The following is a 25,615-nucleotide window of genomic DNA, read 5'->3' on the forward strand; positions in this document are numbered from 1 at the left end:
TCGTATAGATCGCACTCGTCCGAGGCGGGACGACCCGAGCGGACCCCGCAGACCACGGGACGAAGAATTCCACGACCCCGCGCAAGATCAAGCCAAGAAGCCCCCCTGGAGAGCTGTCGCCCCGTCGACAAATCGGAACATTACTCCCGATTAACATTCGCCGACATCAATTTTCGGCAAAGGCAAAATGTGGGTAAAGGTGCGGTAATGAGACCTGGGATAACGTCTCGAAAACGTCACGAAACATCGAATGGTCTAGTCGGATGAGTTTTCAGAAAAGCATGGATTTTCGTCCATGTCTCTGATTTTCAGTTGCGCAAGCGAAAAAATCGAATGCGGATTCATCATTCTTGGCTTTATTGTCAAACTACAAGCGACAGTTGATATTTGAGCCCTCACCTCATCGGTCCCATTGAACGCATTGGTCACGAATCGCCCAGAAAGGTCATACGTACAGTTAGGTTCTATTGCTAACGAAGAACTTCCCCACGCTAAACGCCGGAATATCGTCGAATACCCCGGTCACACTTTGATTTAATCACCGCGGTGAATCACTCGAATTCGCAGCGTCATTCACTGATACGACACAGTCCACATCCGGCCGACTTCGAGCCAGACGACCGGCGGCGGTGGCCGTCCCCGGCCCGACCGGGCCCCGTGCACACCACGATGCGACGACGGTGTCGTGGCACGGGGCCGGCCGGCTCCCGACCCGGCGGCCGTGACCGCCGTCATCGACGGATGGCGCACTCCTCGCGCCTGACCGCGACGAGCCGCGACGAGCACCAGTGGTGTGTCTCTGGACCAGGTGGCCGGTATCCGGTGGAGCGATCGGTGATCTGCCAAGGCGGAGGAGAGAGGGATGGCGGAGCCATCTCGACCGACGACAACGCAGCCAGGCGCCGATCGAACACCGCAGACCAGTCGCCGGGCCCGGAGACACACCACTAGGGTGTCGGTATGGCAGGGCGCAGCATGGATTTCGACCCCATCGCCGAGGCACGGGAGAACTGGACCCAGGCGGGGTGGGGCGAGGTCGCCGACGGCATGGTGGCGGTCACCTCGGTGATGCGTGCGCACCAGATCCTGCTCGCCCGCGTCGAGGCAGCTCTCCGGCCGTACGATCTCAGCTTCTCCCGCTTCGAACTCCTCCGGCTGCTGGCGTTCTCGCGACACGGCTCCCTGCCCATCACCAAGGCGAGCGACCGGCTCCAGGTCCATGTCACCAGCGTGACCCACGCGATCCGCCGGCTCGAAGAGGGCGGACTCGTCCGCCGCGTCCCGCATCCCACCGACGGACGCACGACACTCGTCGAGATCACCGAGCTCGGACAGAAGACGGTGAGCGACGCGACGGAGACCCTCAACAGCGAGGTCTTCGGCGACGTCGGCATGTCCGACGACGAGATGACCGGGCTCGTCGGCGCGATCCAGTCACTGCGGAAGCACAACGGGGACTTCTGAGGGCCGCAGTCCGATCACGTTGCGATTTGTCCCGGAAAGCGGGCCAAAGCGCAACCTGATCTGGCAGGCGGCTTCCACTCGTGGCGGCGGTGCAACCCAATCGGCTGCCCGTGCGTCCAAAGCGCATGACAGATCTCCGCGAGTTGATCAGCACCCAGGACGGTGTCGTCTCGGCATCGCAGGCGATGACAGCAGGAATGAGCAGATCGGCCATCGGGCGACGGCTCGACTCCGGGGAGTGGGTGCCCGTCGCGCGGGCCGTCTACCTCGTGGCCGGTCATCACCGGTCGGCCCGGGCACAGGCGCGCATCGCAGTGATGTCCATCGGCGACGACGCGGTTCTCGGTGGCGTGGCGGCGGCATGGTGGCACGGACTGCACTCCAAGGAGCCGCGCAAGCATCTCGTCCTGACCGCGTCACGTGGCCGTCATGCCCGGTCGTCGGCGACTGCGGTGGTGCGGCACCGAACTCTGGCGGATGTGGACGTGACGACCCACCAGGGCCTTCGGGTCACCGCCCCGGCCCTGACCGTCCTCGACGCCTCGGTGGACCTCGGGATCAGCATCCTCGACTCGTCGCTCCTGACCGGTGCGACGAAGCTCGCCGACCTGCGAGCGGCCCACGCGCGATACCCGAAAAGGCATGGTGCCCCGGCCACGTCGCGTCACCTGGACCTACTCGACGACGGAGCCCGATCCGAGGCCGAACGCCTCGTCGTCGAACTGTTCCGAGATGCGGGTGTCGACGGGTGGCGGTCCAACGTCCCGTCATGCGGTTACGTCATCGACGTCGCCTTCGAGCGACGTGCGTTGGCGGTCGAGATCGACGGCTTCGCGTTCCACCGGGACACGCAGACCTTTCAGCGCGACCGCACCAAGCGGAACGCACTCATCGCTGCGGGCTGGACCGTCCTCAACTTCACCTGGGCCGACCTCATCGAACGGCCCGAGCATGTTGTCGCGACGGTCTCAGAAGCCCTCCGTCGGCTGGCCGCCTGACGGACCGAACGATCCCGTTGTGCTTTGTCCCGGTTTCCGGGACAAAACGCAACGGGATCTGAGGGGAGCGTCGAACGACTAGTGCAGCGAGGTGATGATCGCGCTGAAGTCGAGGTCGGCGTGCTGTTCGGCGAAGTTGCGGTAGAGCTGTGCGGCGTGGGTGCCCAGCGGTGCGCGGGCCCCGGTGCTGGCGACGGCGTCCATCGCCAGGCCGAGGTCCTTGTTCATCAGGGCGGTCGCGAAGCCCGGCTTGAAGTCGTTGTTCGCGGGCGAGGTCGGGACCGGCCCCGGGACCGGGCAGTTGGTCTGCACGGCCCAGCAGTTGCCGGTGGCGCCGGTGATCACGTCGTAGAGCGCCTGGTCGTCGAGCCCGAGCTTCTGGGCGAGGACGAAGGCCTCCCCCACCGCGATCTGCTGGACGGCGAGGACCATGTTGTTGCACACCTTGGCGGCCTGGCCGGCGCCGGCGGCGCCGCAGTGGATGATCTTGCCCGCCATCGGATCCAGGGTCCCGCGGGCGGCGGCGAAGGCCTCGTCCTCACCGCCGACCATGAACGCGAGCGTGCCGGCGACGGCTCCCTTGACCCCACCCGACACCGGTGCGTCGACCTGTGCGAAGCCGTGCTCGGAGGCGAGCCGGTGGATCTCTCGCGCATCGTCGACGGAGATCGTCGACGAGTCGATGAACAGCGCACCGGTCGGGGTGGCCGGGAGGATGTCGTCGTACAGCTTCTTCACGATGCCGCCGTTGGGCAGCATCGTGATCACGACCTCGGCGGCGGACACGGCCTCGATCGCGGCCGGGAAGGTCTCGATGCCGTTGTCCTGGGCGGTCTTCACCGCCTCGGGAACCGGATCGAACCCGCGAACGGTGTGGCCGGCTTTGACCAGGTTGGCGGCCATCGGGCCACCCATGTTGCCGAGGCCGAGGAAGGCGATCGTCGTCATTGTCTCTGCTTCCTACGAAAGTGGTTGTGTGGAGCGGATTCAGCTGTCCCGGTAGCGGGTCGCGATCGAGCGGCCGAGCACGACCCGCATGATCTCGTTGGTCCCCTCCAGGATGCGGTGCACACGGAGGTCGCGGACGATTTTCTCGATTCCGTACTCGGTGAGATATCCGTATCCGCCGTGCAGCTGCAACGCCTGGTCGGCGACCTCGTAGCAGGTGTCGGTGACGAAACGCTTGGCCATCGCACACTGCTCGACCTTGTCGGGCGCGTCGTCGTCCAACGCCGACGCCGCCTGCCACAACATCAGCCGCGACGCCTGCAGGGAGGTCGCCATGTCGGCGAGGGTGAACCGGATGGTCGGCTCGTCGATGAGCGCGTGCCCGAAGGCACGGCGACTGGCGACATAAGCGGCCGCCTTGTCGAACGCGGCCTGGGCGCCACCGAGCGACGACGCCGCGATGTTGATGCGGCCGCCGTTCAGTCCGTTCATCGCGATACCGAAGCCGAGGCCCTCGGTGCCGCCGAGCAGGCTCGTCGCCGGCACCCGCACCTCGTCGAGGATGACCTGCGCCGTGGGCTGCGCATGCCAGCCCATCTTGTGCTCCTGGGCTCCGAAACTCAGTCCGGGCGAGCCCTTTTCGACCAGGAACGTGGAGATCCCCTTGGGACCGGCGTCGCCCGTGCGGGCCATGATGACGTACAGGTCCGACGACCCGGCGCCGGAGATGAACTGCTTCACCCCGGTGAGCACGTACTCGTCACCGGACCGCTCGGCGCGGGTCGCCAGCGCGGCCGCGTCCGAGCCGGCGCCCGGCTCGGTCAGGCAGTAACTCGCGACCGTCTCCATGGTCGCCAGGCGCGGCACCCAGGTCGAACGCTGCTCCTCGGTGCCGTACTTGTCGACCATCCACGTGCACATGTTGTGGATGGACAGGAACGACGCGACGGCCGGATCGGCGTACGCCAGTTGCTCGAAGATGCGCACCCCGTCGAGACGACGCAGGCCACTGCCGCCGGCGTCCTCCGAACAGTAGATGGCGCCCATCCCGAGCTCGGACGCCTCGCGCAGTTCGTCGACCGGGAAGTGGTTGGCGGCGTCCCACTCCAGCGCGAACGGCGCCAGCTTCTTCGCCGCGAAACCCGCCGCGGTCTCGACGATGACGCGGTCGTCACCGTCGAGCCGGGCGAACGCGGCGTCGGCAAAGGTGGTCAACGCCGATCAGTCCATCGTCGGGATGACGAACTCGGCGCCGTCCTTGATGCCGGACGGCCAGCGCGTCGTCACCGTCTTGGTCTTGGTGTAGAACTGGATCGACGCCGGGCCGTGCTGGTTGAGATCGCCGAAGCCCGAGCGCTTCCAACCGCCGAAGGTGTAGTACGCCACCGGAACCGGGATCGGCACGTTCACGCCGACCATGCCGACGTCGACGCGGGCCGTGAAGTCACGGGCAGCGTCGCCGTCCTGGGTGAAGATCGCGACACCGTTGCCGTACTGGTGGTCCGACGCCAGCGCGAGCGCCTCCTCGTAGTCACCGGCGCGCACGATCGACAGGACCGGTCCGAAGATCTCCTCGGTGTAGATGGTCATGTCCTTGGTGACGTGGTCGAACAGCGTCGGGCCGATGAAGAAGCCCTTCGAGATGTCCTCGTCGCCGAAGGTCTGCTCGTTGCTGGTGCGGTCGCGACCGTCGATGACGACCTCGGCACCCTCCTCGGCTCCCTTGTCGATGAATCCGCGGACTCGCTCGAGGGCGGCGGCGGTGACCAGCGGCCCGTAATCGGCCTTGGGGTCCAGGCTGTGGCCGACGCGCAGCGCGTTCACCCTGTCGATCAGCTTGGCGCGCAGCCGGTCCGCGGTCTGCTCGCCGACCGGGACGGCGACGCTGATCGCCATGCAGCGCTCGCCGGCGCTGCCGTAGCCCGCGCCGATCAGCGCGTCGACGACCTGGTCGAGGTTGGCGTCGGGCATGATGATCGCGTGGTTCTTGGCGCCACCGAAGCACTGTGAGCGCTTCCCGTGGGCGGCCGCGGTCGAGTAGATGTACTGCGCGATGTCGGAGCTGCCGACGAAGCCGAGAGCCTTGACGTCGGGGTGGGTCAGCAGCGCGTCGACGGCTTCCTTGTCGCCGTGCACGACCTGGAAGACACCGTCGGGAAGTCCTGCCTCGGTGAACAATTCGGCGAGCCGGACCGGGACGGAGGGATCCCGCTCACTGGGCTTGAGGATGAAGGCGTTGCCGCATGCCAGCGCGGGGCCGGCCTTCCACAGCGGGATCATCGCCGGGAAGTTGAACGGGGTGATGCCGGCGACGACGCCGAGCGGCTGGCGCATGGAGTGCACGTCGATGCCGCCTCCGGCACCGGCGGTGAACTCGCCCTTGATCAGGTGCGGGATGCCGATCGCGAACTCGATGACCTCGACACCGCGCTGGATGTCGCCGAGTGCGTCGGCGTGGGTCTTGCCGTGCTCGAGCGACAGCGTGGTCGCGAGCTCGTCGGCGTTCTTGTTGATCAGGTCGACGAACCGCATCATGACGCGGGCGCGGCGCTGCGGGTTCCAGGCGGCCCACTCTTTCTGGGCGGCCGATGCGGTCGCGATCGCGGCGGAGACCTCGTCGGTGGACGCGAGCGGGACCTGGGCGGCCACGGAGCCGGTGCTCGGGTTGAAGACGTCGGCGAAACGTCCGCCCTCGGCGGAAACGCGCTTGCCGTTCAGGTAGTGCGGGATCGAGGGGACAGCAGGAGCGGACACGGAGATCACCTTTGACTTCGTTGGGGGTATGGCCGGTGTCACCACATAGTAGGACATCCAAGTATTTCTTCCAACCCCCTGTCACCAGCGATTTCGCGACGGCGAGCCGGTTAGGCTACCCTCGCTTTGCGAAAACGCCGACGTCGAGAGGAGTTCACATGTCGGTCGTCATCCTCTACGGAACCGAAACCGGTAACGGCGAGCTCGTCGCGGACGCCATCGCCGACACGCTGGCCGCCGACCACGACCCCTCGATCTACGACATGAGCGAGTTCGCGGTCGAGGACCTCGACCCCGAGGACTTCCTCGTCATCGTGTGCTCGACCTATGGCGAAGGCGAACTGCCGACGGGCGCCGAGCCCTTCGCCGACGAACTCGAGAGCGTCGACCCCGACCTCACCGGCCTGCGGTTCGCGGTGTTCGGTCTGGGTGACTCGATCTACGACACGTTCAACCGCGGTGGCGAGATCGTCGCCGAGATGCTCACCAAGCGTGGCGCGGTCCAGGTGGGCGAGCACGCCCGCCACGACAACTCGTCGCCGATCAAGCCGGCGAAGCAGGCCGCCGAGTGGGCCGAGGGGATCTCGCAGGAGATCTGAGAACGCCTGACGTCGACGCGGCCGGTGGTCAGGCCACCGGCCGTCGCGTCGCCGCTTCCGATTCCCCCGCCGCGGCCTCTTCCGCAGCGACTCCCTCCGAAGCGGCATCCCCGGCGGCATCTTCTGCGGCGGATTCCTCCGCAGCCACGGCCTGCTCCCACCCGCGCACGGCCGACAGCTTCGCGAGTTCGCACACCGCGCGGACCATGATCGCGAGCACGATCCCGAGGAACAGCGCCGTCGGCACCGACACCTTCAGGTTCTCGCCGAGCAGCAGCACGCCGAGGACCATCGCGACGGCCGGCTCGGCCACCGTCATCGACGGGAACGAGGTCTGCAGGTCGCCGGCGCCGAAACCCATCTGCTGCGCGATGACCGCACAGACCACGACCAGCACGAACAGATAGATCTCCGGGTGCACGAAGGTACGCCAGAAATGGTGGGTGACCTGGTAGATCACCGTCTTCACCAGTAGCGCCGACACGCCGAACAGGATGCCGGCCACCAGCCCGTAGAACAACGCCTTGTAGTGCGGACTCGAGCGGTGCGCGAGGATCACCAACGCGACGACGACACCGATCACCGCCCCCACCGTGCTCCAGAGCAGCAGTGCGTCGGGCCGCCTCATCGAGGGTTCGGGACGCGCCACGATGAGGAAGGTGACCACGCAGGCCACCAGCACCCCGCCCCATGCCCATTCGACGCGGGCCGGGTGCCGATGATCGGCCCACGCCTCCAGCGGCAGCGCGAACAGCACCGCCAGCACGACGAGCGGCTGCACCAGCAGGATCGAGCCGAGCCCCAGCGCCGATGCCTGCAAACCGAAGCCGCACAGCGCGATCGCGGCACCCGCCCACCAGCCCGGGGTGATGGCCCCGCTCACCCGGGAGGCGCGCTGACGCAACACGGTGCCGGCCGCGATCATCAGCGCGGCGAACACCGCGAGGAGCGCGGGTACCCAGGTGTGCACGATCCCCAGGGTAACGGCGGCTCCTCGCGCACGCGGTCGCGGCCGGAGCCGCCCGAGGTGATGTTCGCGGTGTCGGAACACCCACCACCTGCCCGGACAACGTAGATTCGAACCCATGCGTTATCGGTCAGATCTGGAACGGCTGGCCACCCTCGACGCCGCCGCGATCGAGGTGGCCTGCACCGACTGCGACTCGGTGGGCGAGTTCATCGCCTGTGCCGTCGACGAATATCTGGAGTTCGATGTCGCCGCCGAGGAGGCCGAGGCCCGCGGCGACGACGAGCACGCGGCTTTCCTCCGCCAGGAGGCCGCGGCATGGCGTGCCACCGTACGAGTGCTGCGGATGATGGATGCGGAGTCCGGACAGCGCCACCGGAGCCGCGACCGGCGGCACGGCGCCGCATGAGCCGGGCCCGCACGCTGATCCTCATGCGCCACGGCAAGTCGGGCTACCCGCCCGGGACGCCCGACCATGGCCGCCCGCTGGCCGAGCGGGGCGACCGGCAGGCCGCGCTCGCCGGGCGATGGATGGCCGATGAGGGCCTGCGGGTCGACGCGGTGCTCTGCTCGTCGTCGACGCGGACGCGGCAGACCCTGGTCCGGACCGGCATCGACGCGCCGGTGACCTTCGTCGACGACATCTACGGCGGCGCGCCGGAGGAGATCCTCGAGTCCATCCGCCTCCACGCGCCGGCAGACGCCCAGACGATCCTCGTCGTCGGACACGCGCCCGGGATGCCCGAGACCGCGCTGACGCTCGATCCGGACGGGTTCATCGAACGGTTCCCCACCTCGGCGTACGCGGTTGTCGCCGTCACCCACCCGTGGGACCGCATCGGCATGGCCCCCGACCCCGGGGCCCGCCTCGTCGGCGTGCGGATCCCGCGCGAGGACTGACCGATGACGCACACTGGAACCATGCGTGAGATCCAGCGAACCATCATCGACGCCCTCGGGGTGAAGCCCTCCATCGATCCCGACGAGGAGGTGGAACGCCGCGTCCGGTTCCTCGCCGACTACCTCGGAGCGACCGGCGCCAAAGGCTATGTCCTGGGCATCTCCGGCGGGGTGGACTCCACCCTGGCCGGACGCCTGGCACAGTTGGCCGCCGACCGCGTCCGTGCCGACGGCGGCGAGGCCGTGTTCGTCGGCGTCCGGCTCCCCTACCGGGTGCAGCACGACGAGGACGACGCGGCCGCGGCTCTCGAGTTCGTGGCCGCCGACGAGATCGTGACCGTCAACGTGGCCCCCGGCGTCGACGCCCTCAACGCCGAGATCGAACGCGCCACCGGCACCGGTCTGTCCGACTTCACCAAGGGCAACGCGAAGGCCCGGCACCGGATGGTCGCGCAGTACGCCCTGGCCGGCGACCGGGGACTGCTGGTGATCGGCTCCGACCACGCGTCGGAGAACGTCACCGGCTTCTTCACCAAACACGGCGACGGCGCCGCCGACGTGCTGCCCCTTTCTGGACTCGACAAGCGGCAGGGTCGTGCGCTGCTGCGTCACCTCGGGGCGCCGCAGCAGCTGTGGGAGAAGGTCCCGACCGCCGACCTGCTCGACGAGAAGGCCGGTCAGACCGACGAGGACGAGCTCGGCCTGCGCTACGACGACATCGACGACTACCTCGAGGGTCGCGAGATCCCCGCCGAGGCCGCGGAGAAGATCGAGGCCGCCTGGCACCGCAACCGGCACAAGCGCACGACCCCCGTGGAGGTCGACGACACCTGGTGGCGCTCCTGACGATGCGCTCGGCGGAGGCATCGGGGCGCGCCCGCGATTAGGGTGTCGGAGTGTCTGTCTACGCAAACGGATTCGCCCGGGTCGCCGGAGCCGTGCCCGTCCTGACGATCGCCGAGCCCGCGGTCAACGCCGCGCGCACCATCGAGCTCGCGACGCGGGCCGCCGACGACGGAGCCTGCCTGGTCGTCTTCCCCGAACTCGGGCTGTGCGGTTACAGCGTCGACGATCTCTTCCATCAGGACGCCTTGCTCGACGGCTGTCGCGCCGCGCTCGATGAGATCGTCGCCGCCAGCGCCGGACTGAAGCCGGTCCTCTGCGTCGGTCTGCCGGTGCAGGTCGGCGACGGCCTGTACAACTGTGCCGCGGTCATCCACGACGGTGCCGTGCTGGGAGTGGTCCCGAAGTCCTACCTGCCGAACTACCGGGAGTTCTACGAGCAGCGCTTCTTCGCCGCGGCACGCGACGCGATCCCTTCGACCGTGTCGATCGGCGGCAACGAGGTGCCGTTCGGCGCCGACCTCGTGTTCGAGGCGCACGACCTCCCGGGCTTCGCACTGTTCGTCGAGATCTGCGAGGACGGCTGGGTGGCGATCCCCCCGAGCACGTGGGCGGCTCTCGGCGGCGCCACGGTGCTGGCAAATCTGTCGGGCAGTCCGGTCACCATCGGCAAAGAGAGCTACCGCACCAATCTCTGCACCGGACATTCCGCGCGGACCATCTCGGCCCACGTGTACGTCGCCGCGGGGTTCGGCGAATCGACCACCGATCTGGCCTGGGACGGCGACGCCCTCATCACCGAGAACGGCTCGCTCCTGGCCCGCAGCGAACAGTTCGCGACGACCGACCAGATCATCTCCGCCGACATCGACCTCGACCGGCTGCGGCAGGAACGTATGCGCATGATCAGTCTGCGCGACCAGGTCGGCGACCACGCCGATCGTCTGAAGTCGTTACGCCGCATCGGCTTCAGCTTCGGAAACCTGTCCGACGACGACGTCGTCCGGCGGGTGGTCCCCCGGTTCCCGTACGTACCGGCGGATTCCGCCGACCGCGACGAACGCTGCGCGGAGGTCCGCTCCATCCAGGTGCAAGGGCTTGCCCAGCGACTGCGCTCCACGGGTCTGGAGAAGATCGTCATCGGCGTCTCGGGCGGTCTGGACTCCACGCTCGCGCTCCTCGTCGCCGTCGACACCTTCGATCGACTCGGGCTGCCGCGCACCAACATCCTCGGTTACACGATGCCCGGCTTCGCAACCGGCGGCCCGACCCTCCGGCGGGCCCACGCGCTGATGAACTCCCTCGGTGTGAGCGGCACGGAGATCGACATCCGGCCGTCGTGCGAACAGATGCTCGCCGACCTCGACCATCCGTACGCGCGCGGCGAGAAGGTCTACGACGTCACCTTCGAGAACGTGCAGGCCGGTGAACGGACCTCGCACCTGTTCCGCCTCGCGAACTCCAACGGTGCCATCGTGCTCGGGACCGGCGACCTGTCCGAGCTCGCGCTCGGGTGGTGCACCTACGGCGTCGGCGACCAGATGTCGCACTACAACGTCAACGGCTCGGTGCCGAAAACGCTCATCCAGCACCTGATCCGATGGATGATCACCAGCGGGCACCACTCCGCGGAGACCACCGAGACCCTGGTCGAGATCCTCGACGACGTCATCTCCCCCGAACTCGTGCCCGCCGGCGACGACGGCCGGATCCAGAGCACCGAGGACACCGTCGGCCCCTACGAACTGCACGACTTCTTCCTCTACCACCTGACGCGGTTCGGCTATCGCCCGACGAAGATCGCCTACCTCGCCCGGCAGGCGTGGGATGACCGCACCCGCGGACCGTGGTCGGATCTGCTGACCGAGGACAAACGCAACCAGTACGACGAGGCGACCATCGAGCACTGGCTCGGAGTGTTTCTGAAGCGCTTCATGGGCAACCAGTTCAAGCGCTCGGCGATGCCCAACGGGCCGAAGATCGGCTCGGGCGGGTCCCTGTCCCCGCGCGGCGACTGGCGTTCACCGTCGGATGCGTCGGCGCGGGTCTGGCTCGACCAGCTGGCCGGCGGTGCGCCCGGGAGCTAGGCCGGGCGCACCGCCGGTCAGTCGCAGGCGGCGAGCAGTTGCTTGAGCTCGTCGTCGAACGCGTCGGCGATGGCCGAGGGGTCCGGGGTCTGGTCGGTGCACCCCACGATGCCGATGTTGAGGTTGCCGTCGGCGGAGAAGACCGTGATGTTCAGTCCGAGTCCGTGCATGATCGGGCCGAGCGGGTACACGCCGGTCACGCGCGCGCCGAGGAAGTACAGCGGGAAGTCCGGTCCCGCGACGTTGGACACCAGGACGTTGAAGATCGGCGGGTGGGCCGACGCCCAGTTGCGGTCACCGTAGATCTTCATGACGGTGGACAGTGTTGTGCCGGGGGCGAACTGGGCCCAGGACCGCAGGATGTTCGCATCGATCTCCGCGTGATGCGCCTTCGAGGTGCGACTCAGTTCGGCCTGCTTTCGCAGCCGGGCAACAGGATCGGACTCGTCGGAGGAGAGCAGCGTGAACATGCCGGTGACCTTGTTGGTGCCGCTCACGACGAGGTCCTTCTCGTCGGCTCCGTGCACGGACACCGGCACCATCCCGACGAGCGGCCGGTCGGGAAGCTCATCGTGGCCGAGGAGGTAGGTACGTAGAGCACCGCCGACCATCGCGAGCACGACGTCGTTGAGCTTGACGTCGAAGTGGTCCTTCACGCGCTTCACGTCGTCGAGCGACAACTGCGTCACCGCGATGCTCCGATGCGGCGTGATCGGCGCATTGAAGCGCGTACGCGGGGCACGGAACGGTGCGGGCATCGCCGAATCCTGTTGCGCGCGACGGAGCCACCCGATGGGCACGCCGACCGTCCGGGGCAGGAGTTTGACCATGGCAAGCGGCCGTTGCACGAAGAAGTTGACGGCGCCGCCTGCCGCCATCGCGGCCCGCGACGACGGCCCCGCCGACTCGCCGACCTTCTCGGCGTCGAGCTCGGGGGGTTCCGGTGTGAGCGTGCACATCTGGGCCAGCATGTCGGCGCCGGTGACACCGTCGGTCCCGGCATGGTGCATCCGCAGCATCGCGCACACCCGGCCGTTGGCGAGCCCCTCGATGACCCACAGCTCCCACAGCGGCTTCCCGCGGTCGAGGGTCTGACCGGCCAGATGACCGCACAGTTCGGCGACCTCTGCGGCGCCGCCGGGCGCCGGCACACCCACACGGTGCACGTGACGCTCGATGTCGAAGTCCTCGTCCTCGATCCACACCGGGTGGTCGATGTTGAGCAGCGAGTTGTCGAGCTTGCGCCGGAACGTCGGGATGGCGGCGACGCGGCGTTCCATCTCGGCCCGGAGCTTGTCGAACCGATACTCGTCCGGCATGGTGCTCGGATCGATCTCGAAGAGGCCGATGACGTGCATCAGTTGCGCACGAGTCTCGAGGTAGAGAAACGATGCGTCCAGTCCACTCAAGCGCTGCATGAGTTCAGCCTCTCCTCGGCGTCGGGCACCCACCCCGCAGGCACCCCACGCCATCATGCCGCACCCGGTGTCCCTCGCGGAGCCGGTTCCGCCGACCGCCACCACCACATCGGGACAGATCGTCGGGGCCGTCAGAGTGGCAGTGAGTCCACCATGTCGAGAATGTCCTGACCGTCGGTCTCGAGCACGACGATCATCGCCAGTTCGCGTGACGGGTCGTCGGTGATCTTGAAGACGCCGCGACCGTTCTCGTCGATCAACCCCGTCCCGTGCCGCCACCGCACCGGTCGCGAGGTCGATGACGAACGCGAGTACTCCGCGTTCAGCGCATCCCTCGACGCGAACCAGAACACCCCGAAGGGCCGGTCGACCGAACCCGCCGCACACCGGACGACAAAGACGGTGCGCACCTGACCCGCGCCGGTCTCCGAGGGGCCGACCTCGTCCCGGCCCCCGGAGTATCGGCGGACGCACTCGGTGTTCATCCACTGCGCGGCGGTGTCGGGCGCCTGCGGGAGCAGCTCGGGAAACTGCGCCACGAGCGGAGCGAATTCTCCCCAGCTCGCTCCCGTCCGCACCCGCTGCACCGGGCCGGCCTCGGAGTACACGCCCCCGCGCATCGCGACCACCCGGTAAGCATGTTCCCCGGCACTCACGGTCGCATCCTCGGCGGTGGTCTCCGGACCCTGGTGGACGACGTAGCCGTCGCCGCGGAGAAGCTGATAGGCCGACGCCCCGGGGACCGGATCCCAGGTCGCGATCACCCGTCCGGGCCGCGCCTGCAGGGTCAGCCCGCCGGGCGCGTCCGGCGCGTCCGGCGCCGTCACCGAACGGACCACCGCGAATCCGCCGACCGCCACCAGCGCCGAGATCAGCACGATCAGTCCGATCAGCCAGGGCGCGGGGCCGGTCCGCCGCGGTCGGGCCGGGACGGCCGGCGGGGTCGGCGAAGTCGGCGAAGTCGGCGAAGTCGGCGAAGTCATCAGATCGGCAACCTCTTCAGGACATCCCCGGCGGCCGCCGCGGGCTTGCCCGGGACGACCACCCACACCACCGACCGCGCATGGTCGCCGTCGTCGAACGTGAGGATCGCCTGACCCTGCTCGCGTTGCTTGTCCGACAGGTACAGCGTGCCGGTGTGTCCCTGCGCCGTCGTGTAGTCGACGCCGCGGAGGTCGTAGGCGGTCACCTTCGCCGACGCTACGGCCTCCTCCGGGGTGTCGTAGGCGTCGACGATCACCTGATACGCGGCCACCTCCGGACCGGACGGTCCAGCACTGCCGGCTCCGGTCGTGGTGTCGGCGTCCCTGGTGCACGAGACGGTGCGCTTGCTCGACGAGAAGGCGAGGTCGCCGTCCTCACCCCAGCAGCGCATCGCGTCGAAACCGTTGGTGCTCAACGGTGTCGCCGGGATCAGGTCGTGGTACAGGTCGGCGATCGGTTGCAGATGCCCCCACGTCATGAACACGTCAACCTGCTCGGAGTTCCGCGAGAAGTCCGACATCCGGCCGTCGTCGTGCGCGGCGACCTGATAGGTGTAGCTGCCGGGCACCGGCCGGGGCGCGGTGAACTCGGTGGCCGGCCCGGAGTAGATCACGGTGTCGTTCTGGGTGACCACGTAGCCGGTGGCGCCGGCCACGTGGTTCCAGCTCAGTTCGACGGCGGCGGTGGTGACCTCCGCATCCGGTGGGTCCGGGGTGTCGAGCGCGGTGGCCGACATACGCACGAGACCGATTCCGGCGCCCAGGATTCCGGCGACGAGCATCGCCACGATCCCGATCACGATCAGGCTTCGTGGCCGACGGACCGGATTCGGCTGCGTCGCATCGTCGTCGGACGGCCACGCCGGCGGGGGTTCCGGCGCGACCCCGGACGGCGGCGCGTGCAGCGCCCCGCCCGGGCCGGGGTCGGAGATCGCCGGGCGAACACCCACATCGACGCCGGTTCCGGCGTACCCCGACCCGGCCGGGGGGTCGTCATCCGGACCCCGGGTCGCGGAGGCCTCCGGCGGATGGGGCTGCACCACAGGGCCGATGAGCGTCGCACGGGAGTCGAAGACGTCGGCCAGCGCGGCCGCGAACTCCCCGGCCGTCGGGTGACGGCGACCCGGCTCCTTGGCGATCGCCCGGGCGAGCACCCGGTCGACGGCCGCGGGCAGCGCCCGGTTGCGCGCGCTGGCGGACGGAGGTTCGTGGTGCATGTGCGCGGTCATCAGCCCGTGCAGCGACGGCGAGTCGAAAGGCGGTGCACCGGTCAGCAATTCATAGGCGGTGGCGGCCAGCGAGTAGATGTCGCTCCGGCCGTCGACGCGCAGCCCCTCGATCTGTTCCGGCGAGGCGTAACGCATGGTGCCGATCGTGATGCCGGTACCGGTCAGGTGGGTGACCTCGTCGAGGACCTGCGCGATGCCGAAGTCGGTGAGCTTGATGGCCTCTGGGCCGCCGACGCCGCCGTCGTCTCCTGCCTCGCCCGGCGTGATCAGGATGTTGGCCGGTTTGATGTCACGGTGCATGACCCCGCGGCGGTGCGCCGCATCCAGACCCGCCGCCGCTCCGGCGATGATCGTGCACGCGAGCCCGGGGTCGAGGGGGGACTCCCGGGCGAGCATGCGAGCGGCGTCGGTACCCGGCACGTATTCCATCGCGATCCACAGCAGACCCTCGAACACGCCACGGTCGTAGACGGCGACGATGTTGGGATGATGCAGGGGCGCCACGATGTCGGCCTCGCGTTCGAAACGCGCGCGGAAGACCGGATCCGTGGCGTGTACCGACCGGAGAACCTTGAGGGCGTCGGCGCGCGGCAACCGAGGGTGGGCGACCTGGTAGACCTCACCCATACCGCCGCGTCCGAGCACGCCGAGGACGCGGTACCCCGCTATCAGGTCCCCTACCTGGTACATGACGTCCTCACCGATCCGTGTGCGGTGTTTGTGCTGGGCACGAATGGTACCGAGTGTCGCGAAACCCGGTGGACGACGCCGCCTCGGACTCTACGATCGGCGACGATGGACACCACCGAGACACCGACTCCACCGATCACCGCAGCCACACCGGCCGAGTTCACGGCAGCCGAACTCGACGAGGCGTTCGCGCAGTTCCAGCGCACGGTCGCCGAGATCGCCGTCAGCCGGGACTGGGACCGCTACGCCGAGCTGTTCACCGACGACGCCGACTACATCGAACACGCGCTCGGCACCATGCGCGGTCGCGAGGAGATCCGGGCCTGGATCTGGCGGACCATGACCTCCTTTCCCGGCAGCCACATGACCGGTTTCCCGTCGCTGTGGCACGTGGTCGACGCCCCGACCGGCCGGGTCATCTGCGAAGTCGACAACCCGATGCGCGATCCCGGTGACTCGACCCACATCACAGCCACCAACATCACCATCCTCACCTATGCCGGTGAGGGGCGCTGGAGCTGTGAGGAAGACGTGTACAACCCGATGGAGTTCGGGCGGGCGGCGATGCGCTGGTGTGAGAAAGCGCGCGAACTGGGCACCATCGACGAATCCGCGGCGGCCTGGATGAAGACCACCGGCGCCATGTTCGCCTCGCGGCGCTGACCCCGCCGAGCTGGGCGTATACGGCGACGCCGGTGCGGGCTCCGGAGGTGACGGATGACACCCCGGCGGTCGGTAACGGTTCGCCGGTGCTGCGACGACACCCTCACGACGGACTTGGGACACCGGTGAGCGTGCCGTACGCTAGGACTTTGACCATCGGCGTCGGGGGCCGTGGCACCATCCCACCCGGCTCACCCACGGTCCGGCGGGTACCGCACACCCTCGCCGGGGCGGCGAGTACCACCGACGACGTCGGGAACCACGACTGTGGCAGCCGGCCGCGCACGCGGACCGACCCACGACGACATACAGACGACGACACACGCACGATGACATACGCGGACACCGTTCGGAGGACATCTATATGGCACGCGAGCTGACGCAACTCGAGCTTCTCAAGGAGCTGGCCCCGGTTGCCGAGGACAACGTCAACCGTCACCTCAAGATCGCCAAGGACTGGAACCCCCACGATTACGTGCCGTGGGACGAGGGCCGCAACTTCGCCGCCCTCGGTGGCGTCGACTACGACCCCGAGCAGTCGCAGCTCGACGAGGTCGCCAAGGCCGCGATGATCACGAACCTCCTCACCGAGGACAACCTGCCGTCGTACCACCGCGTCATCGCCGACAACTTCTCCATCGACTCCGCCTGGGGACACTGGGTCGGTCGCTGGACCGCCGAGGAGAACCGCCACGGCATCGTCATGCGCGACTACCTCGTGGTCACCCGCGGTGTCGATCCCGTCGCCCTCGAAGAGGCGCGGATGATCCACATGACCAACGGTTACGACCCGATGCTGGCCGCCGCCGGGCGCGTGGACGAGCTCGAAGAGCACGCCGACGAACTGGGCATCCTGCACTCCGTGGCCTACGTGACCTTCCAGGAACTCGCGACCCGCGTCAGCCACCGCAACACCGGCAAGGCCTGCAACGACCCGATCGCCGACAAGATGCTCCAGCGCATCGCGGCCGACGAGAACCTGCACATGATCTTCTATCGCAACATCTGCGGTGCGGGCTTCGACATCTCCCCCGACCAGACGCTGCGTGCGGTCACCGACATCGTGACCAACTTCCAGATGCCCGGCGCCGGTATGCCCAACTTCCGTCGCCACGGCGTGCTCATGGCCAAGCACGGCATCTACGACCTGCGCCAGCACCTCGAAGAGGTCGTCATGCCGGTCCTGCGCAAGTGGAACGTCTTCGAGCGCGACGACTTCACCAGCGAGGGCGAGAAGACCCGCGAGGAGCTCGCCGCCTTCCTCGAGCAGCTCGAGAAGGACACCATCCGCTTCGAGGAGATGCGCGACCGTTCGCTCGCCCGCGAGGCCAAGAAGCGGGAGCAGCAGGCATCCTGAGCACCACCCTCTCGACGCACCCGGCGCCTTCGACCACCGAAGGCGCCGGTCCCAGCTCCCTGAGGAGCGAGCTTGCGAGCGCCGGTCCCAGCTCCCTGAGGAGCGAGCTTGCGAGCGTCTCGAAGGGGTTGCGCATCGGCTCGATCGAGCTGGCCAGCCCGGTCGTGCTCGCCCCCATGGCCGGTGTCACGAACGTCGCGTTCCGGACGCTGTGCCGTGAACTCGAACTCGCCCGCACCGGCACCGTCTCCGGGCTGTACGTCTGCGAGATGGTGACGGCTCGCGCACTCGTCGAGCGGCATCCGGTCACGATGCACATGACGACCTTCGGACCCGACGAGAATCCACGGTCGATGCAGCTCTACACCGTCGACCCGGAGTACACGTACCAGGCCGCGAAGATGATCGTCGACGAGAACCTCGCCGACCACATCGACATGAACTTCGGCTGCCCGGTCCCCAAGGTGACGCGCAAGGGCGGCGGTTCGGCGATCCCGTACAAGCGCACCCTGTTCCGCAAGATCGTCGCCGCGGCCGTCCGCGCCACCGAGGGCACCGATATCCCGGTGACGGTGAAGTTCCGCATCGGCATCGACGACGAGCACCGCACCCACCTCGACGCCGGCCGGATCGCCGCGGAGGAGGGCGCGGCCGCCGTGGCCCTCCATGCGCGCACCGCGTCGCAGCGCTATTCCGGCGAGGCCGACTGGGACGAGATCGCCCGGCTCAAGGAGCACGTGACCTCGGTGCCCGTGCTCGGCAACGGCGACATCTTCGAACCCGCCGATGCGGTCGCGATGATGAACCAGACGGGCTGCGACGGTGTGGTCGTCGGCCGCGGCTGCCTCGGCCGTCCCTGGTTGTTCGCCGAACTCGCGGCCGAACTCGGTGGTTTCGCGGCCCCCACGCCGCCGAACCTGGGCGAGGTCGCCGACATCATGGTCCGGCACTGCCAACTCCTGGTCGATCACCACGGTGAGATGAAGGGCTGCCGCGAGATCCGCAAGCATGTCGCCTGGTACCTGCGCGGCTTCCCGGCAGGTTCGGAGATCCGCCGGCGGATGGCGCTGGTCGGCAGCGTCGACGAGCTGCGTGAGCTGCTCGCCGAGTTGCCCGCCGACGCCCCCTTCCCGTCCGACGGCCACGGCCCGCGCGGTCGGCAGGGTTCGCCGGCCAAGGTCGCACTGCCGGACGGGTGGCTCGACGATCCGGACGAGGACGTCATCCCGGCCGGCGCCGAGATCATGCACTCCGGCGGTTGAACCGAACTGCGAAAACCGTCACAACCGCCGCCTGGCTGAGACCCATTCTCAGGTGCAATCAGTACTATTGCGCGGAGGTCCCGGCCGCCGGGGCCTCACATCTGTGCGCACCGCGCTGGTCGAGCCCCGATCTGCGGTGACTTGCGAACCAGACCACGGGGCATGAGGAACGTGCATTGAGTCGTAGGACACCGGGCCCGGACGACCCCGAGGCGGGCGACGCCGATCGCTCTCGTCGTGGCCGTCGCGCCGGACGCTCCCGCGACGACTTCGTCCCGGCGCCGGGTCAGGACGCGACCGGCCCCGCCGATCCCGGTACTCAGCCGCCCGCACACCCCAGCCTCCGCGAGCCCCGCTCGGCGGATCGTTTCGTCCGCGGACGAACGCGGCTCACGGTCCGCCAGCTCATGGAGCAGATGAACGCGGAGGAGTCGGCACCCGCCGAGCCGCCCGCGGGCCCCGGCCGGCCCGGCACCCGCCGCGCGATGCCGCCACGTCCGGAGTCACGGACGCCCGAGACCCCGCCGTCGACCCGCGGACGGGCCCGCCGCCTCGGCCAGCCGTTCGGTTCGGGCGCCGAGCCCCCGCCGGCTCCGCCCGGTCGCGCGCCGGACAGCCCGCAACCGGCACCCGACGACCGCCCCACCACGGTCCACCGCTTCGACAACGACGTCACCCAGAAGATCCCGACCGTCGGCGACTCCGCACCGGACCTGTCCGACCGCGCGACCGCTAAGCGGGCCATCGAGGAATCCCGTGCCCAGGAGCCGGTCGCCGGGCCTCCGGCCGGCGCCCCGGCCGTGCAGCCGCCGCTCGAGCGCACTCCCGACCTCACCGGCCCCCTCGCCCTGCGTTCGGCGCCCCGACGCCATCCCGGGCGCGACGAGGACCGCCCGGGCGCGATGCTCCGCAAGACCGCCGCGACCGGACGGATCCTGGTCGCCATCGCGTGCGTGCTCGCCCTCGTCGGCACCGGATTCGTCTGGGGCTACCTGCAGTCGTGGAACGGCAACTGGCGCAATGTCACCGCCGTCGATCCCGATGACCAGAACATCCGCAACAAAGACGCCCAGTACGGCGACGAGACCTATCTGATCGTCGGAACCGACACCCGGGGCGGACAGAACGCCAAGGTCGGCGCCGGCACCACCGCCGACGCCGAGGGCGCCCGTTCGGACACCGTCATCCTGGTCAACATCCCGGCCAACCGCGGTCGCGTCGTCGCGGTGTCGTTCCCGCGTGACCTGCAGGTGGACCAGCCGGCGTGCAATGCGTGGGACAACGAGACCGGCCAGTACGGCGCCGAGATGCCGGCCCAGAGCGGCGTCAAGCTCAACAGCGTCTACTTCTACGGCGGCCCGCAGTGCCTCGTCCGCGTGATCACCGCGATGAGTGGCCTCAACATCAATCACTTCATCGGGATGGACTTCTACGGTTTCGAGAAGGTCGTCCGCGCGATCGGCGGCGTCGAGGTCTGTTCGACGGTCCCGCTCTACGACTACGAGATCGGGCAGATCCTGCGCAAGCCCGGCAAGCAGAAGCTCACCGGCCGGCGCGCCCTGAACTACGTGCGCGCCCGCAACATCGCCTCGGAGGGCAACGGCGACTACGGCCGGATCAAACGTCAGCAGTTGTTCATGTCGTCCCTGCTGCGGTCGAGCCTGTCGGGCAATGTCCTGTCGAACCCCAACAAGCTCAACGGGATCGTCAACACCTTCATCGAATACAGCTATGTCGACGGAGTCGACACCCAGTCGCTGATCAGCCTGGCCGAATCGATGCAGGGCATCGAGGCCGGACGCGTCTCGTTCCTGACGATCCCGACCTCGGGTACGTCCACCGACGGGGCCAACAACGAGATCCCGCGCACCAGCGACATCGACGCGATCTTCGACGCCATCATCGACGACCTGCCCCTGCCGGGCGAGCAGGCACGCAAGAAGCCGCCGTCGTCGTCGAGGGCGGCTTCGAGTTCTGACGCACCGAGCACAAACGCCGACGCCGGCACTCCCGGACCCGTCACCGCCACGGCACAGAATCCCGGCAACGTGGGCGTCCGGGTGCTCAACGGCACCGATCAGACCGGTCTCGCCACCGAGGTGTCCGAACAACTCACCCCGTACGGCTTCGACGTCCGCGGTGTCGCCGACGCCTCGGAGAACCGCGACGACACCGTGGTGCGCTACGGGCCGGGGCAGCGCGACGCCGCCGCGACCCTCGCCGAGATGTTCCCCAACGCGAGCATCCAGCTCGACCGAACGGTCAAATCGGGCGTCGAGCTCATCGTCGGTGCGGATTTCGCCGGCACCCTCGGGTCCGTGCCGGCCTCCGGGGCGACGCTGACCGCGAATCAGCTCGCACCCGCCGAGAACACCGGCAATCTGCCCAACGACCTGGCGATCACCAACGCGGGTGACACCACCTGCACGTGATCGGCGAACGTCCGCGACCGGCCGGGTGGACGGATCTGCACCCGACGTTCACTGTGCGTTCATCGGTCGGAGTCGGAGTCGTGTGATCACGCACGTATCCTGGCATCATGCGTACCGCCTACCAAGAGCAACTCGAGGCGCTGACCTCGGTACTGGGTGAGATGTGCGAGCTCGCCGGCACTGCGATGGCGCGCGCCACGCAGGCCCTGCTGCAGGCCGATCTCGCCGTCGCCGAAGAGGTCATCGGGGACACCGACCGGATGAGCCGGCTGACGGCTCGCGCCGAGGAACAGTCCTTCGCGCTTCTCGCGCTACAGGCCCCGGTCGCCGGCGACCTGCGCGGAGTCGTGAGTGGATTCCAGATCGTCGCCGACGCCGACCGCATGGGTGCGCTGGCCCTGCACGTCGCGAAGGTCGCACGTCGTCGCCACCCGGCGAAGGCCCTCCCCGAAGAGGTCAACGGCTACTTCGCCGAGATGGGCCGCTTGGCGGTGACCCTGGCGAAGAACGCGCACGAGGTCCTGGTGACCAGCGACCCGCAGGCCGCGCTCCGTCTCCAGGAGGACGACGACGCGATGGACGACCTCCATCGCCACCTGTTCACAGTGCTCATGGACCGCGAATGGAAGCACGGCGTCGCCGCCGCGGTGGACGTGACACTGCTCGGCCGGTACTACGAGCGGTTCGCCGACCATGCGGTGCTGATCGGACGCCGCGTGGTGTTCACCGCGACCGGCAAGACCCCGGAGCAGTTCCAGACCCTTGGGTGATTTCCCTCGCTGGCGCTGATCGCCGAGCGGAGGACCACACGAAAGAGGCCGAGAATTCAGTTTCGCACACTGAACTCGGCCTCTTTTTCATGTCCGTGAAGATCTGTGCCCGGACCGAGTCCTGCGAGATTTCAGTTGCGTCCAGCTCGTCGTTAGGGTGGCGGACATGGCCCAGCACTATCCGACCGAGCCCGATTTCAATGCGGTGACCGACGAGGACGCAGAGGCTGCCGCCCATCGACGCAAGATACTGACATACCTGGGTGTGACCGCGTCACTGGTCGCCATGCTGGCGATCCTGGTGCTCAACATGTGACGCCGCGACTCGTCGACTGCCGGACCCCGCCGCACCCACCACCCGCCGACACGACGAGGCCCGCTCCCCGGACGGGTGAGCGGGCCTGGTCGGTGTCGCGGTCGATTCAGCCGAAGCGGCCCGAGATGTAGTCCTCGGTTTCCTTCTTCGTCGGGTTCGAGAACATCGTCTCGGTGTCGTTGATCTCGACGAGCTGACCGGGCTGGCCGACCGCCTCGAGATTGAAGAACGCGGTCTGGTCGCTGACGCGGGCCGCCTGCTGCATGTTGTGGGTCACGATGACGATGGTGTACTCCTTCTTGAGTTCACCCATCAGATCCTCGATGGCCAGTGTGGAGATCGGGTCCAGCGCCGAGCACGGCTCGTCCATGAGCAGGACGTCGGGCGAGACCGCGATCGCACGGGCGATGCACAGACGCTGCTGCTGGCCGCCCGACAGGCCGCCACCGGGCTTGTCCAGACGGTCCTTGACCTCTTCCCAGAGGTTGGCGCCGCGGAGACTCTTCTCCGCGACGTCGTCGAGCTGTGACCGGTTCCGTACACCCTGCAGGCGGAGGCCGGCGACGACGTTGTCGCGGATCGACATCGTCGGGAACGGGTTCGGCCGCTGGAACACCATGCCGATGGTCGCGCGCACGCTCACCGGGTCCACGGACTTGCCGTAGATGTCCTCGCCGTCGAGCAGGACGCTCCCCTTGGCGTACGCGCCCGGGGTCACCTCGTGCATGCGGTTGAGGGTTCGCAGCACCGTCGACTTGCCACAGCCCGACGGGCCGATGAAGGCGGTGATGCACCGCGGCGGGACCTCGAGGGTGACGTCCTTGACCGCGTGGAAATCGCCGTAGTAGATGTTCAGGTCTTTGATGTCGAGGCGCTTGGCCATGGCAGTGGTCCGTTCTGGGGAAAGATGACCCGAGATGGGTGGGAGGTCAGGAGGTCTTGGGGGCGAAGAGCTTCGACACCGCCTTGGCACCGAAGTAGACGATGGCGACGAGGATCACCAGCGTCAGCGCCGCACCCCACACCTGGTCGAAGGCGCCCGGCCCGTTGTTGTACTGCTGCACCATCATCAGCGGCAGCGACTGCTGGTTGCCCTCGAACGGGTTGAAGTTCATCGCTCGCGTGGCGCCGACGAGGATCAGCACCGGTGCCGATTCACCCATCACCCGGGCGATCGCGAGCATGACGCCGGTGACGATGCCCGACAGTGCCGTCGGCAGGACGACCTTCACGATGGTCTTCCACTTGGGGATGCCCAACGCGTACGACGCCTCCCGCAGGTCCTGCGGCACGATCTTCAGCATCTCCTCGGTGGCGCGGACCACCAGCGGAACCATCAGGAGCACCAGCGCGATGGCCACCACGAATCCCGAGCGGGGCAGGCCGAGCGTGGTGCGCCATACCGCGTAGACGAACAGCGCGGCGACGATCGAGGGCACGCCGGAGAGGATGTCGACCATGAAGGTGGTGACGCGTGCCAGGAGCGATTTCTTGGTCGCGTACTCCACCAGGTAGATGGCGACGAAGATGCCCAGGGGAATGGAGATGACGGCGGCGAGCGCGGTCTGCATCAGGGTGCCGACGATCGCGTTGGCCGCACCGCCCTTCCGCTCGGCCTGGGTCCACCAGTCGATGTCGAGGATGGTCTCGATACCCCGCGACAGCAGGGTGAAGACCAGCCAGAGGAGCGGGACGAGCGCCACCAGGAGGGCGGCGACGACGGCGACACGCACGGTGGCGTCGGTGAAACGCCGGCGCCCGGACATCGGGGTGAAGCCCGACGGCTTCTTGACCGGGTCGGCCGCGGAAGTTGTCGTTGTCACAGACATGGTCACTTCTTTCCGGCGACGACCGCGCGGGCGGCGGCGTTGACGATGAAGGTCAGGACGAACAGGGTCAGGCCGGCCGAGATGTAGGCGCCGGTCTTCGCCGGGGAGTCGAACTCGGCCGCGTTGTTGGCGATCTTCGTGGCGAAGGTCTCGCCGCTCTCCATCAGGTTGAAGTTCATCGGCCCGACGGTCGAGATGATGAGCAGCAGCGCCATCGTCTCGCCGAGCGCGCGGCCCAGGCCGAGCATCGACCCGGAGATGTAACCGGAGAACCCGAAGGGCAGCACCGCGACCTTGACGACCTCGAACTTGGTGGCGCCCAGCGCGAGCGCCGCCTCACGATGACCCTTCGGGGTCTGCATGAAGACCTCGCGGGTCACCGCGGTGATGATCGGCAGGATCATGACGGCGAGCACGATTCCCGCGGTCAGCAGCGTTCCGCCGGTGCTCATGTTGGCGACCTGGGTGGGCTGCTGGAAGAAGGGCAGGAAGCCGAGGTTCGCGACCAGCCACTCGTTCACCGGCACCAGCGCCGGGCCGAGCACGAGGATGCCCCAGAGGCCGTAGACGATCGAGGGCACAGCGGCCAGGAGGTCGACGGTGTAGGTGATCGGGCCGACGAATCGCTTGGGCGCGTATTCGGTCAGGAAGATCGAGATACCGAGTGCGACGGGCATCGCGATCAGCAACGCGATCACCGACACGACCACCGTCGCATAGAAGAGCTGCGGGATGCCGAAGGCGAGCTGATCTCCACTGGTGATCCACTGACCGGTGTAGGTGAAGAAGTTCTCCTCGTTCTTCGCCAGCGACGGGATCGCCTGTGCGAGAAGGAAGAGCGCGATCAGCGCGATGACGAGGGAGACCACGAACCCCGACCCGACGGCCAGATTCCGGAACACCTTGTCGGCGACCCGGTGATGCGCGGCTGCGTGCAGTTTGGATTCCGGTTGGTCTGGCGATGACCCGGGGGCGTTCGATTCACCGGTGTCCGGCGGAATCGCGCCACCCTCTTTGCTCAGCGAGGTCATGCGTCCTTCTTGTGATTCGGCTCTGGTCATTGGGGCACTTCCCGCCGTCTCGTGGACACGCGAAATGTCGTGTCA

General features: G+C 68.0%; 23 protein-coding genes. 13 read left to right on the top strand and 10 right to left on the bottom strand.

Features of this window, described 5'->3' with window-relative positions; genetic code table 11:
* The first annotated feature begins 960 nt into the window (after window positions 1-960).
* Window positions 961-1,464 carry a MarR family transcriptional regulator gene (locus tag AC3B6C_RS01620; protein ID WP_014927953.1) on the top strand — a complete coding sequence of 168 codons (504 nt, stop codon included), beginning with the start codon at window positions 961-963 and terminating at the stop codon, window positions 1,462-1,464.
* 125 nt (window positions 1,465-1,589) lie between these two features.
* Entirely contained in the window at window positions 1,590-2,462 is an 873-nt protein-coding gene (locus tag AC3B6C_RS01625; protein WP_488374675.1) for a DUF559 domain-containing protein, read from the top strand.
* Window positions 2,463-2,540: 78 nt separating this feature from the next.
* On the opposite strand, the gene mmsB is transcribed toward AC3B6C_RS01625, so the two are convergent.
* The 3 genes from mmsB to AC3B6C_RS01640 are packed head-to-tail and all read right to left on the bottom strand — an operon-like array spanning window position 2,541 to window position 6,221.
* Window positions 2,541-3,410, bottom strand: coding sequence for a 3-hydroxyisobutyrate dehydrogenase (mmsB, locus tag AC3B6C_RS01630; protein WP_010840585.1), 870 nt, complete (start codon window positions 3,408-3,410; stop codon window positions 2,541-2,543).
* Between the two features lie 39 nt (window positions 3,411-3,449).
* Window positions 3,450-4,625 (bottom strand): acyl-CoA dehydrogenase family protein, encoded by a 1,176-nt coding sequence (locus AC3B6C_RS01635; RefSeq protein ID WP_010840586.1) that lies wholly within the window; start codon window positions 4,623-4,625, stop codon window positions 3,450-3,452.
* A 6-nt stretch (window positions 4,626-4,631) separates the two neighbouring features.
* Window positions 4,632-6,221 carry a CoA-acylating methylmalonate-semialdehyde dehydrogenase gene (locus AC3B6C_RS01640; protein WP_014927954.1) on the bottom strand — a complete coding sequence of 530 codons (1,590 nt, stop codon included), beginning with the start codon at window positions 6,219-6,221 and terminating at the stop codon, window positions 4,632-4,634.
* Between the two features lie 101 nt (window positions 6,222-6,322).
* Here AC3B6C_RS01640 and AC3B6C_RS01645 point away from each other — a divergent pair, with 101 nt between their 5' ends.
* Window positions 6,323-6,763: a flavodoxin domain-containing protein gene (locus tag AC3B6C_RS01645; RefSeq protein WP_010840588.1), complete on the top strand. Its 441-nt coding sequence runs from the start codon at window positions 6,323-6,325 to the stop codon at window positions 6,761-6,763.
* 28 nt (window positions 6,764-6,791) lie between these two features.
* On the opposite strand, the gene AC3B6C_RS01650 is transcribed toward AC3B6C_RS01645, so the two are convergent.
* Window positions 6,792-7,733 (bottom strand): DMT family transporter, encoded by a 942-nt coding sequence (locus AC3B6C_RS01650; protein WP_488374676.1) that lies wholly within the window; start codon window positions 7,731-7,733, stop codon window positions 6,792-6,794.
* Between the two features lie 115 nt (window positions 7,734-7,848).
* Between AC3B6C_RS01650 and AC3B6C_RS01655 the strand changes: the two genes are divergently transcribed.
* Genes AC3B6C_RS01655 through AC3B6C_RS01670 form a run of 4 tightly spaced genes read left to right on the top strand, consistent with a single transcriptional unit; the run spans window position 7,849 to window position 11,560 of the window.
* Window positions 7,849-8,139, top strand: a complete 291-nt coding sequence (locus tag AC3B6C_RS01655; RefSeq protein ID WP_014927956.1) for a hypothetical protein — start codon at window positions 7,849-7,851, stop codon at window positions 8,137-8,139.
* The gene (locus AC3B6C_RS01660; RefSeq protein WP_010840591.1) at window positions 8,136-8,630 is read left to right on the top strand and encodes a SixA phosphatase family protein; all 495 of its coding nucleotides are present in this window, start codon (window positions 8,136-8,138) and stop codon (window positions 8,628-8,630) included. The genes AC3B6C_RS01655 and AC3B6C_RS01660 overlap by 4 nt, the downstream gene beginning before the upstream one ends.
* A 21-nt stretch (window positions 8,631-8,651) precedes the next feature.
* The gene (nadE, locus tag AC3B6C_RS01665; protein ID WP_055474362.1) at window positions 8,652-9,476 is read left to right on the top strand and encodes an NAD(+) synthase; all 825 of its coding nucleotides are present in this window, start codon (window positions 8,652-8,654) and stop codon (window positions 9,474-9,476) included.
* Window positions 9,477-9,526: 50 nt separating this feature from the next.
* On the top strand, window positions 9,527-11,560 hold the full coding sequence (locus tag AC3B6C_RS01670) for an NAD(+) synthase (RefSeq protein WP_488374677.1): 2,034 nt from the start codon (window positions 9,527-9,529) through the stop codon (window positions 11,558-11,560).
* 17 nt (window positions 11,561-11,577) lie between these two features.
* Here the strand turns inward: AC3B6C_RS01670 and AC3B6C_RS01675 are convergent, their stop codons facing one another.
* The 3 genes from AC3B6C_RS01675 to AC3B6C_RS01685 all read right to left on the bottom strand — a co-directional run bounded on the left by AC3B6C_RS01675 (window position 11,578) and on the right by AC3B6C_RS01685 (window position 15,880).
* A complete protein-coding gene (locus AC3B6C_RS01675; protein ID WP_488374678.1) occupies window positions 11,578-12,978 on the bottom strand; it encodes a WS/DGAT/MGAT family O-acyltransferase in 1,401 nt (466 codons plus the stop codon).
* A gap of 131 nt (window positions 12,979-13,109) precedes the next feature.
* Complete coding sequence (locus tag AC3B6C_RS01680; protein WP_488374679.1) at window positions 13,110-13,961, bottom strand: fibronectin type III domain-containing protein; 852 nt, start codon at window positions 13,959-13,961, stop codon at window positions 13,110-13,112.
* A complete protein-coding gene (locus AC3B6C_RS01685; protein WP_010840596.1) occupies window positions 13,961-15,880 on the bottom strand; it encodes a serine/threonine-protein kinase in 1,920 nt (639 codons plus the stop codon). Before AC3B6C_RS01685 ends, AC3B6C_RS01680 begins: the two co-directional genes overlap by 1 nt.
* A gap of 105 nt (window positions 15,881-15,985) precedes the next feature.
* On the opposite strand from AC3B6C_RS01685, the gene AC3B6C_RS01690 reads away from it, so the two are divergent.
* The 6 genes from AC3B6C_RS01690 to AC3B6C_RS01715 all read left to right on the top strand — a co-directional run bounded on the left by AC3B6C_RS01690 (window position 15,986) and on the right by AC3B6C_RS01715 (window position 22,680).
* Window positions 15,986-16,543, top strand: coding sequence for a nuclear transport factor 2 family protein (locus tag AC3B6C_RS01690; RefSeq protein WP_488374680.1), 558 nt, complete (start codon window positions 15,986-15,988; stop codon window positions 16,541-16,543).
* Window positions 16,544-16,907: 364 nt separating this feature from the next.
* Entirely contained in the window at window positions 16,908-17,900 is a 993-nt protein-coding gene (locus AC3B6C_RS01695; RefSeq protein ID WP_010840598.1) for an acyl-ACP desaturase, read from the top strand.
* Window positions 17,901-18,028: 128 nt separating this feature from the next.
* Window positions 18,029-19,162: a tRNA dihydrouridine synthase DusB gene (gene dusB, locus AC3B6C_RS01700; protein ID WP_269432730.1), complete on the top strand. Its 1,134-nt coding sequence runs from the start codon at window positions 18,029-18,031 to the stop codon at window positions 19,160-19,162.
* A 176-nt stretch (window positions 19,163-19,338) separates the two neighbouring features.
* A complete protein-coding gene (locus AC3B6C_RS01705) occupies window positions 19,339-21,594 on the top strand; it encodes an LCP family protein (RefSeq protein WP_488374681.1) in 2,256 nt (751 codons plus the stop codon).
* A 107-nt stretch (window positions 21,595-21,701) separates the two neighbouring features.
* The gene (phoU, locus tag AC3B6C_RS01710; RefSeq protein ID WP_044507185.1) at window positions 21,702-22,364 is read left to right on the top strand and encodes a phosphate signaling complex protein PhoU; all 663 of its coding nucleotides are present in this window, start codon (window positions 21,702-21,704) and stop codon (window positions 22,362-22,364) included.
* Between the two features lie 166 nt (window positions 22,365-22,530).
* Window positions 22,531-22,680 (top strand): hypothetical protein, encoded by a 150-nt coding sequence (locus AC3B6C_RS01715; protein ID WP_010840602.1) that lies wholly within the window; start codon window positions 22,531-22,533, stop codon window positions 22,678-22,680.
* A gap of 106 nt (window positions 22,681-22,786) precedes the next feature.
* Here the strand turns inward: AC3B6C_RS01715 and pstB are convergent, their stop codons facing one another.
* The 3 genes from pstB to pstC are packed head-to-tail and all read right to left on the bottom strand — an operon-like array spanning window position 22,787 to window position 25,540.
* Entirely contained in the window at window positions 22,787-23,563 is a 777-nt protein-coding gene (gene pstB / locus AC3B6C_RS01720; RefSeq protein WP_010840603.1) for a phosphate ABC transporter ATP-binding protein PstB, read from the bottom strand.
* A gap of 46 nt (window positions 23,564-23,609) precedes the next feature.
* Window positions 23,610-24,509 carry a phosphate ABC transporter permease PstA gene (gene pstA, locus AC3B6C_RS01725; RefSeq protein WP_035716889.1) on the bottom strand — a complete coding sequence of 300 codons (900 nt, stop codon included), beginning with the start codon at window positions 24,507-24,509 and terminating at the stop codon, window positions 23,610-23,612.
* Between the two features lie 2 nt (window positions 24,510-24,511).
* A complete protein-coding gene (gene pstC / locus AC3B6C_RS01730) occupies window positions 24,512-25,540 on the bottom strand; it encodes a phosphate ABC transporter permease subunit PstC (protein ID WP_010840605.1) in 1,029 nt (342 codons plus the stop codon).
* Between the last annotated feature and the right edge of the window lie 75 nt (window positions 25,541-25,615).

It is taken from the genome of Gordonia sp. 11cp (assembly GCF_057767225.1).

Bases quoted from the DNA above. Each gene is read 5' to 3' on its own strand.
- AC3B6C_RS01640 (WP_014927954.1), bottom strand. From the start codon at position 6,221: ATGTCCTACTATGTGGTGACACCGGCCATACCCCCAACGAAGTCAAAG.
- phoU (WP_044507185.1), top strand. From the start codon at position 21,702: ATGCGTACCGCCTACCAAGAGCAACTCGAGGCGCTGACCTCGGTACTG.
- AC3B6C_RS01655 (WP_014927956.1), top strand. From the start codon at position 7,849: ATGCGTTATCGGTCAGATCTGGAACGGCTGGCCACCCTCGACGCCGCC.
- AC3B6C_RS01715 (WP_010840602.1), top strand. From the start codon at position 22,531: ATGGCCCAGCACTATCCGACCGAGCCCGATTTCAATGCGGTGACCGAC.
- pstB (WP_010840603.1), bottom strand. From the start codon at position 23,563: ATGGCCAAGCGCCTCGACATCAAAGACCTGAACATCTACTACGGCGAT.
- pstC (WP_010840605.1), bottom strand. From the start codon at position 25,540: ATGACCTCGCTGAGCAAAGAGGGTGGCGCGATTCCGCCGGACACCGGT.
- nadE (WP_055474362.1), top strand. From the start codon at position 8,652: ATGCGTGAGATCCAGCGAACCATCATCGACGCCCTCGGGGTGAAGCCC.
- AC3B6C_RS01680 (WP_488374679.1), bottom strand. From the start codon at position 13,961: ATGACTTCGCCGACTTCGCCGACTTCGCCGACTTCGCCGACCCCGCCG.
- AC3B6C_RS01685 (WP_010840596.1), bottom strand. From the start codon at position 15,880: ATGTACCAGGTAGGGGACCTGATAGCGGGGTACCGCGTCCTCGGCGTG.
- AC3B6C_RS01645 (WP_010840588.1), top strand. From the start codon at position 6,323: ATGTCGGTCGTCATCCTCTACGGAACCGAAACCGGTAACGGCGAGCTC.
- AC3B6C_RS01690 (WP_488374680.1), top strand. From the start codon at position 15,986: ATGGACACCACCGAGACACCGACTCCACCGATCACCGCAGCCACACCG.
- AC3B6C_RS01675 (WP_488374678.1), bottom strand. From the start codon at position 12,978: ATGCAGCGCTTGAGTGGACTGGACGCATCGTTTCTCTACCTCGAGACT.
- mmsB (WP_010840585.1), bottom strand. From the start codon at position 3,410: ATGACGACGATCGCCTTCCTCGGCCTCGGCAACATGGGTGGCCCGATG.
- AC3B6C_RS01660 (WP_010840591.1), top strand. From the start codon at position 8,136: ATGAGCCGGGCCCGCACGCTGATCCTCATGCGCCACGGCAAGTCGGGC.
- AC3B6C_RS01620 (WP_014927953.1), top strand. From the start codon at position 961: ATGGCAGGGCGCAGCATGGATTTCGACCCCATCGCCGAGGCACGGGAG.
- AC3B6C_RS01695 (WP_010840598.1), top strand. From the start codon at position 16,908: ATGGCACGCGAGCTGACGCAACTCGAGCTTCTCAAGGAGCTGGCCCCG.
- AC3B6C_RS01625 (WP_488374675.1), top strand. From the start codon at position 1,590: ATGACAGATCTCCGCGAGTTGATCAGCACCCAGGACGGTGTCGTCTCG.
- pstA (WP_035716889.1), bottom strand. From the start codon at position 24,509: ATGTCTGTGACAACGACAACTTCCGCGGCCGACCCGGTCAAGAAGCCG.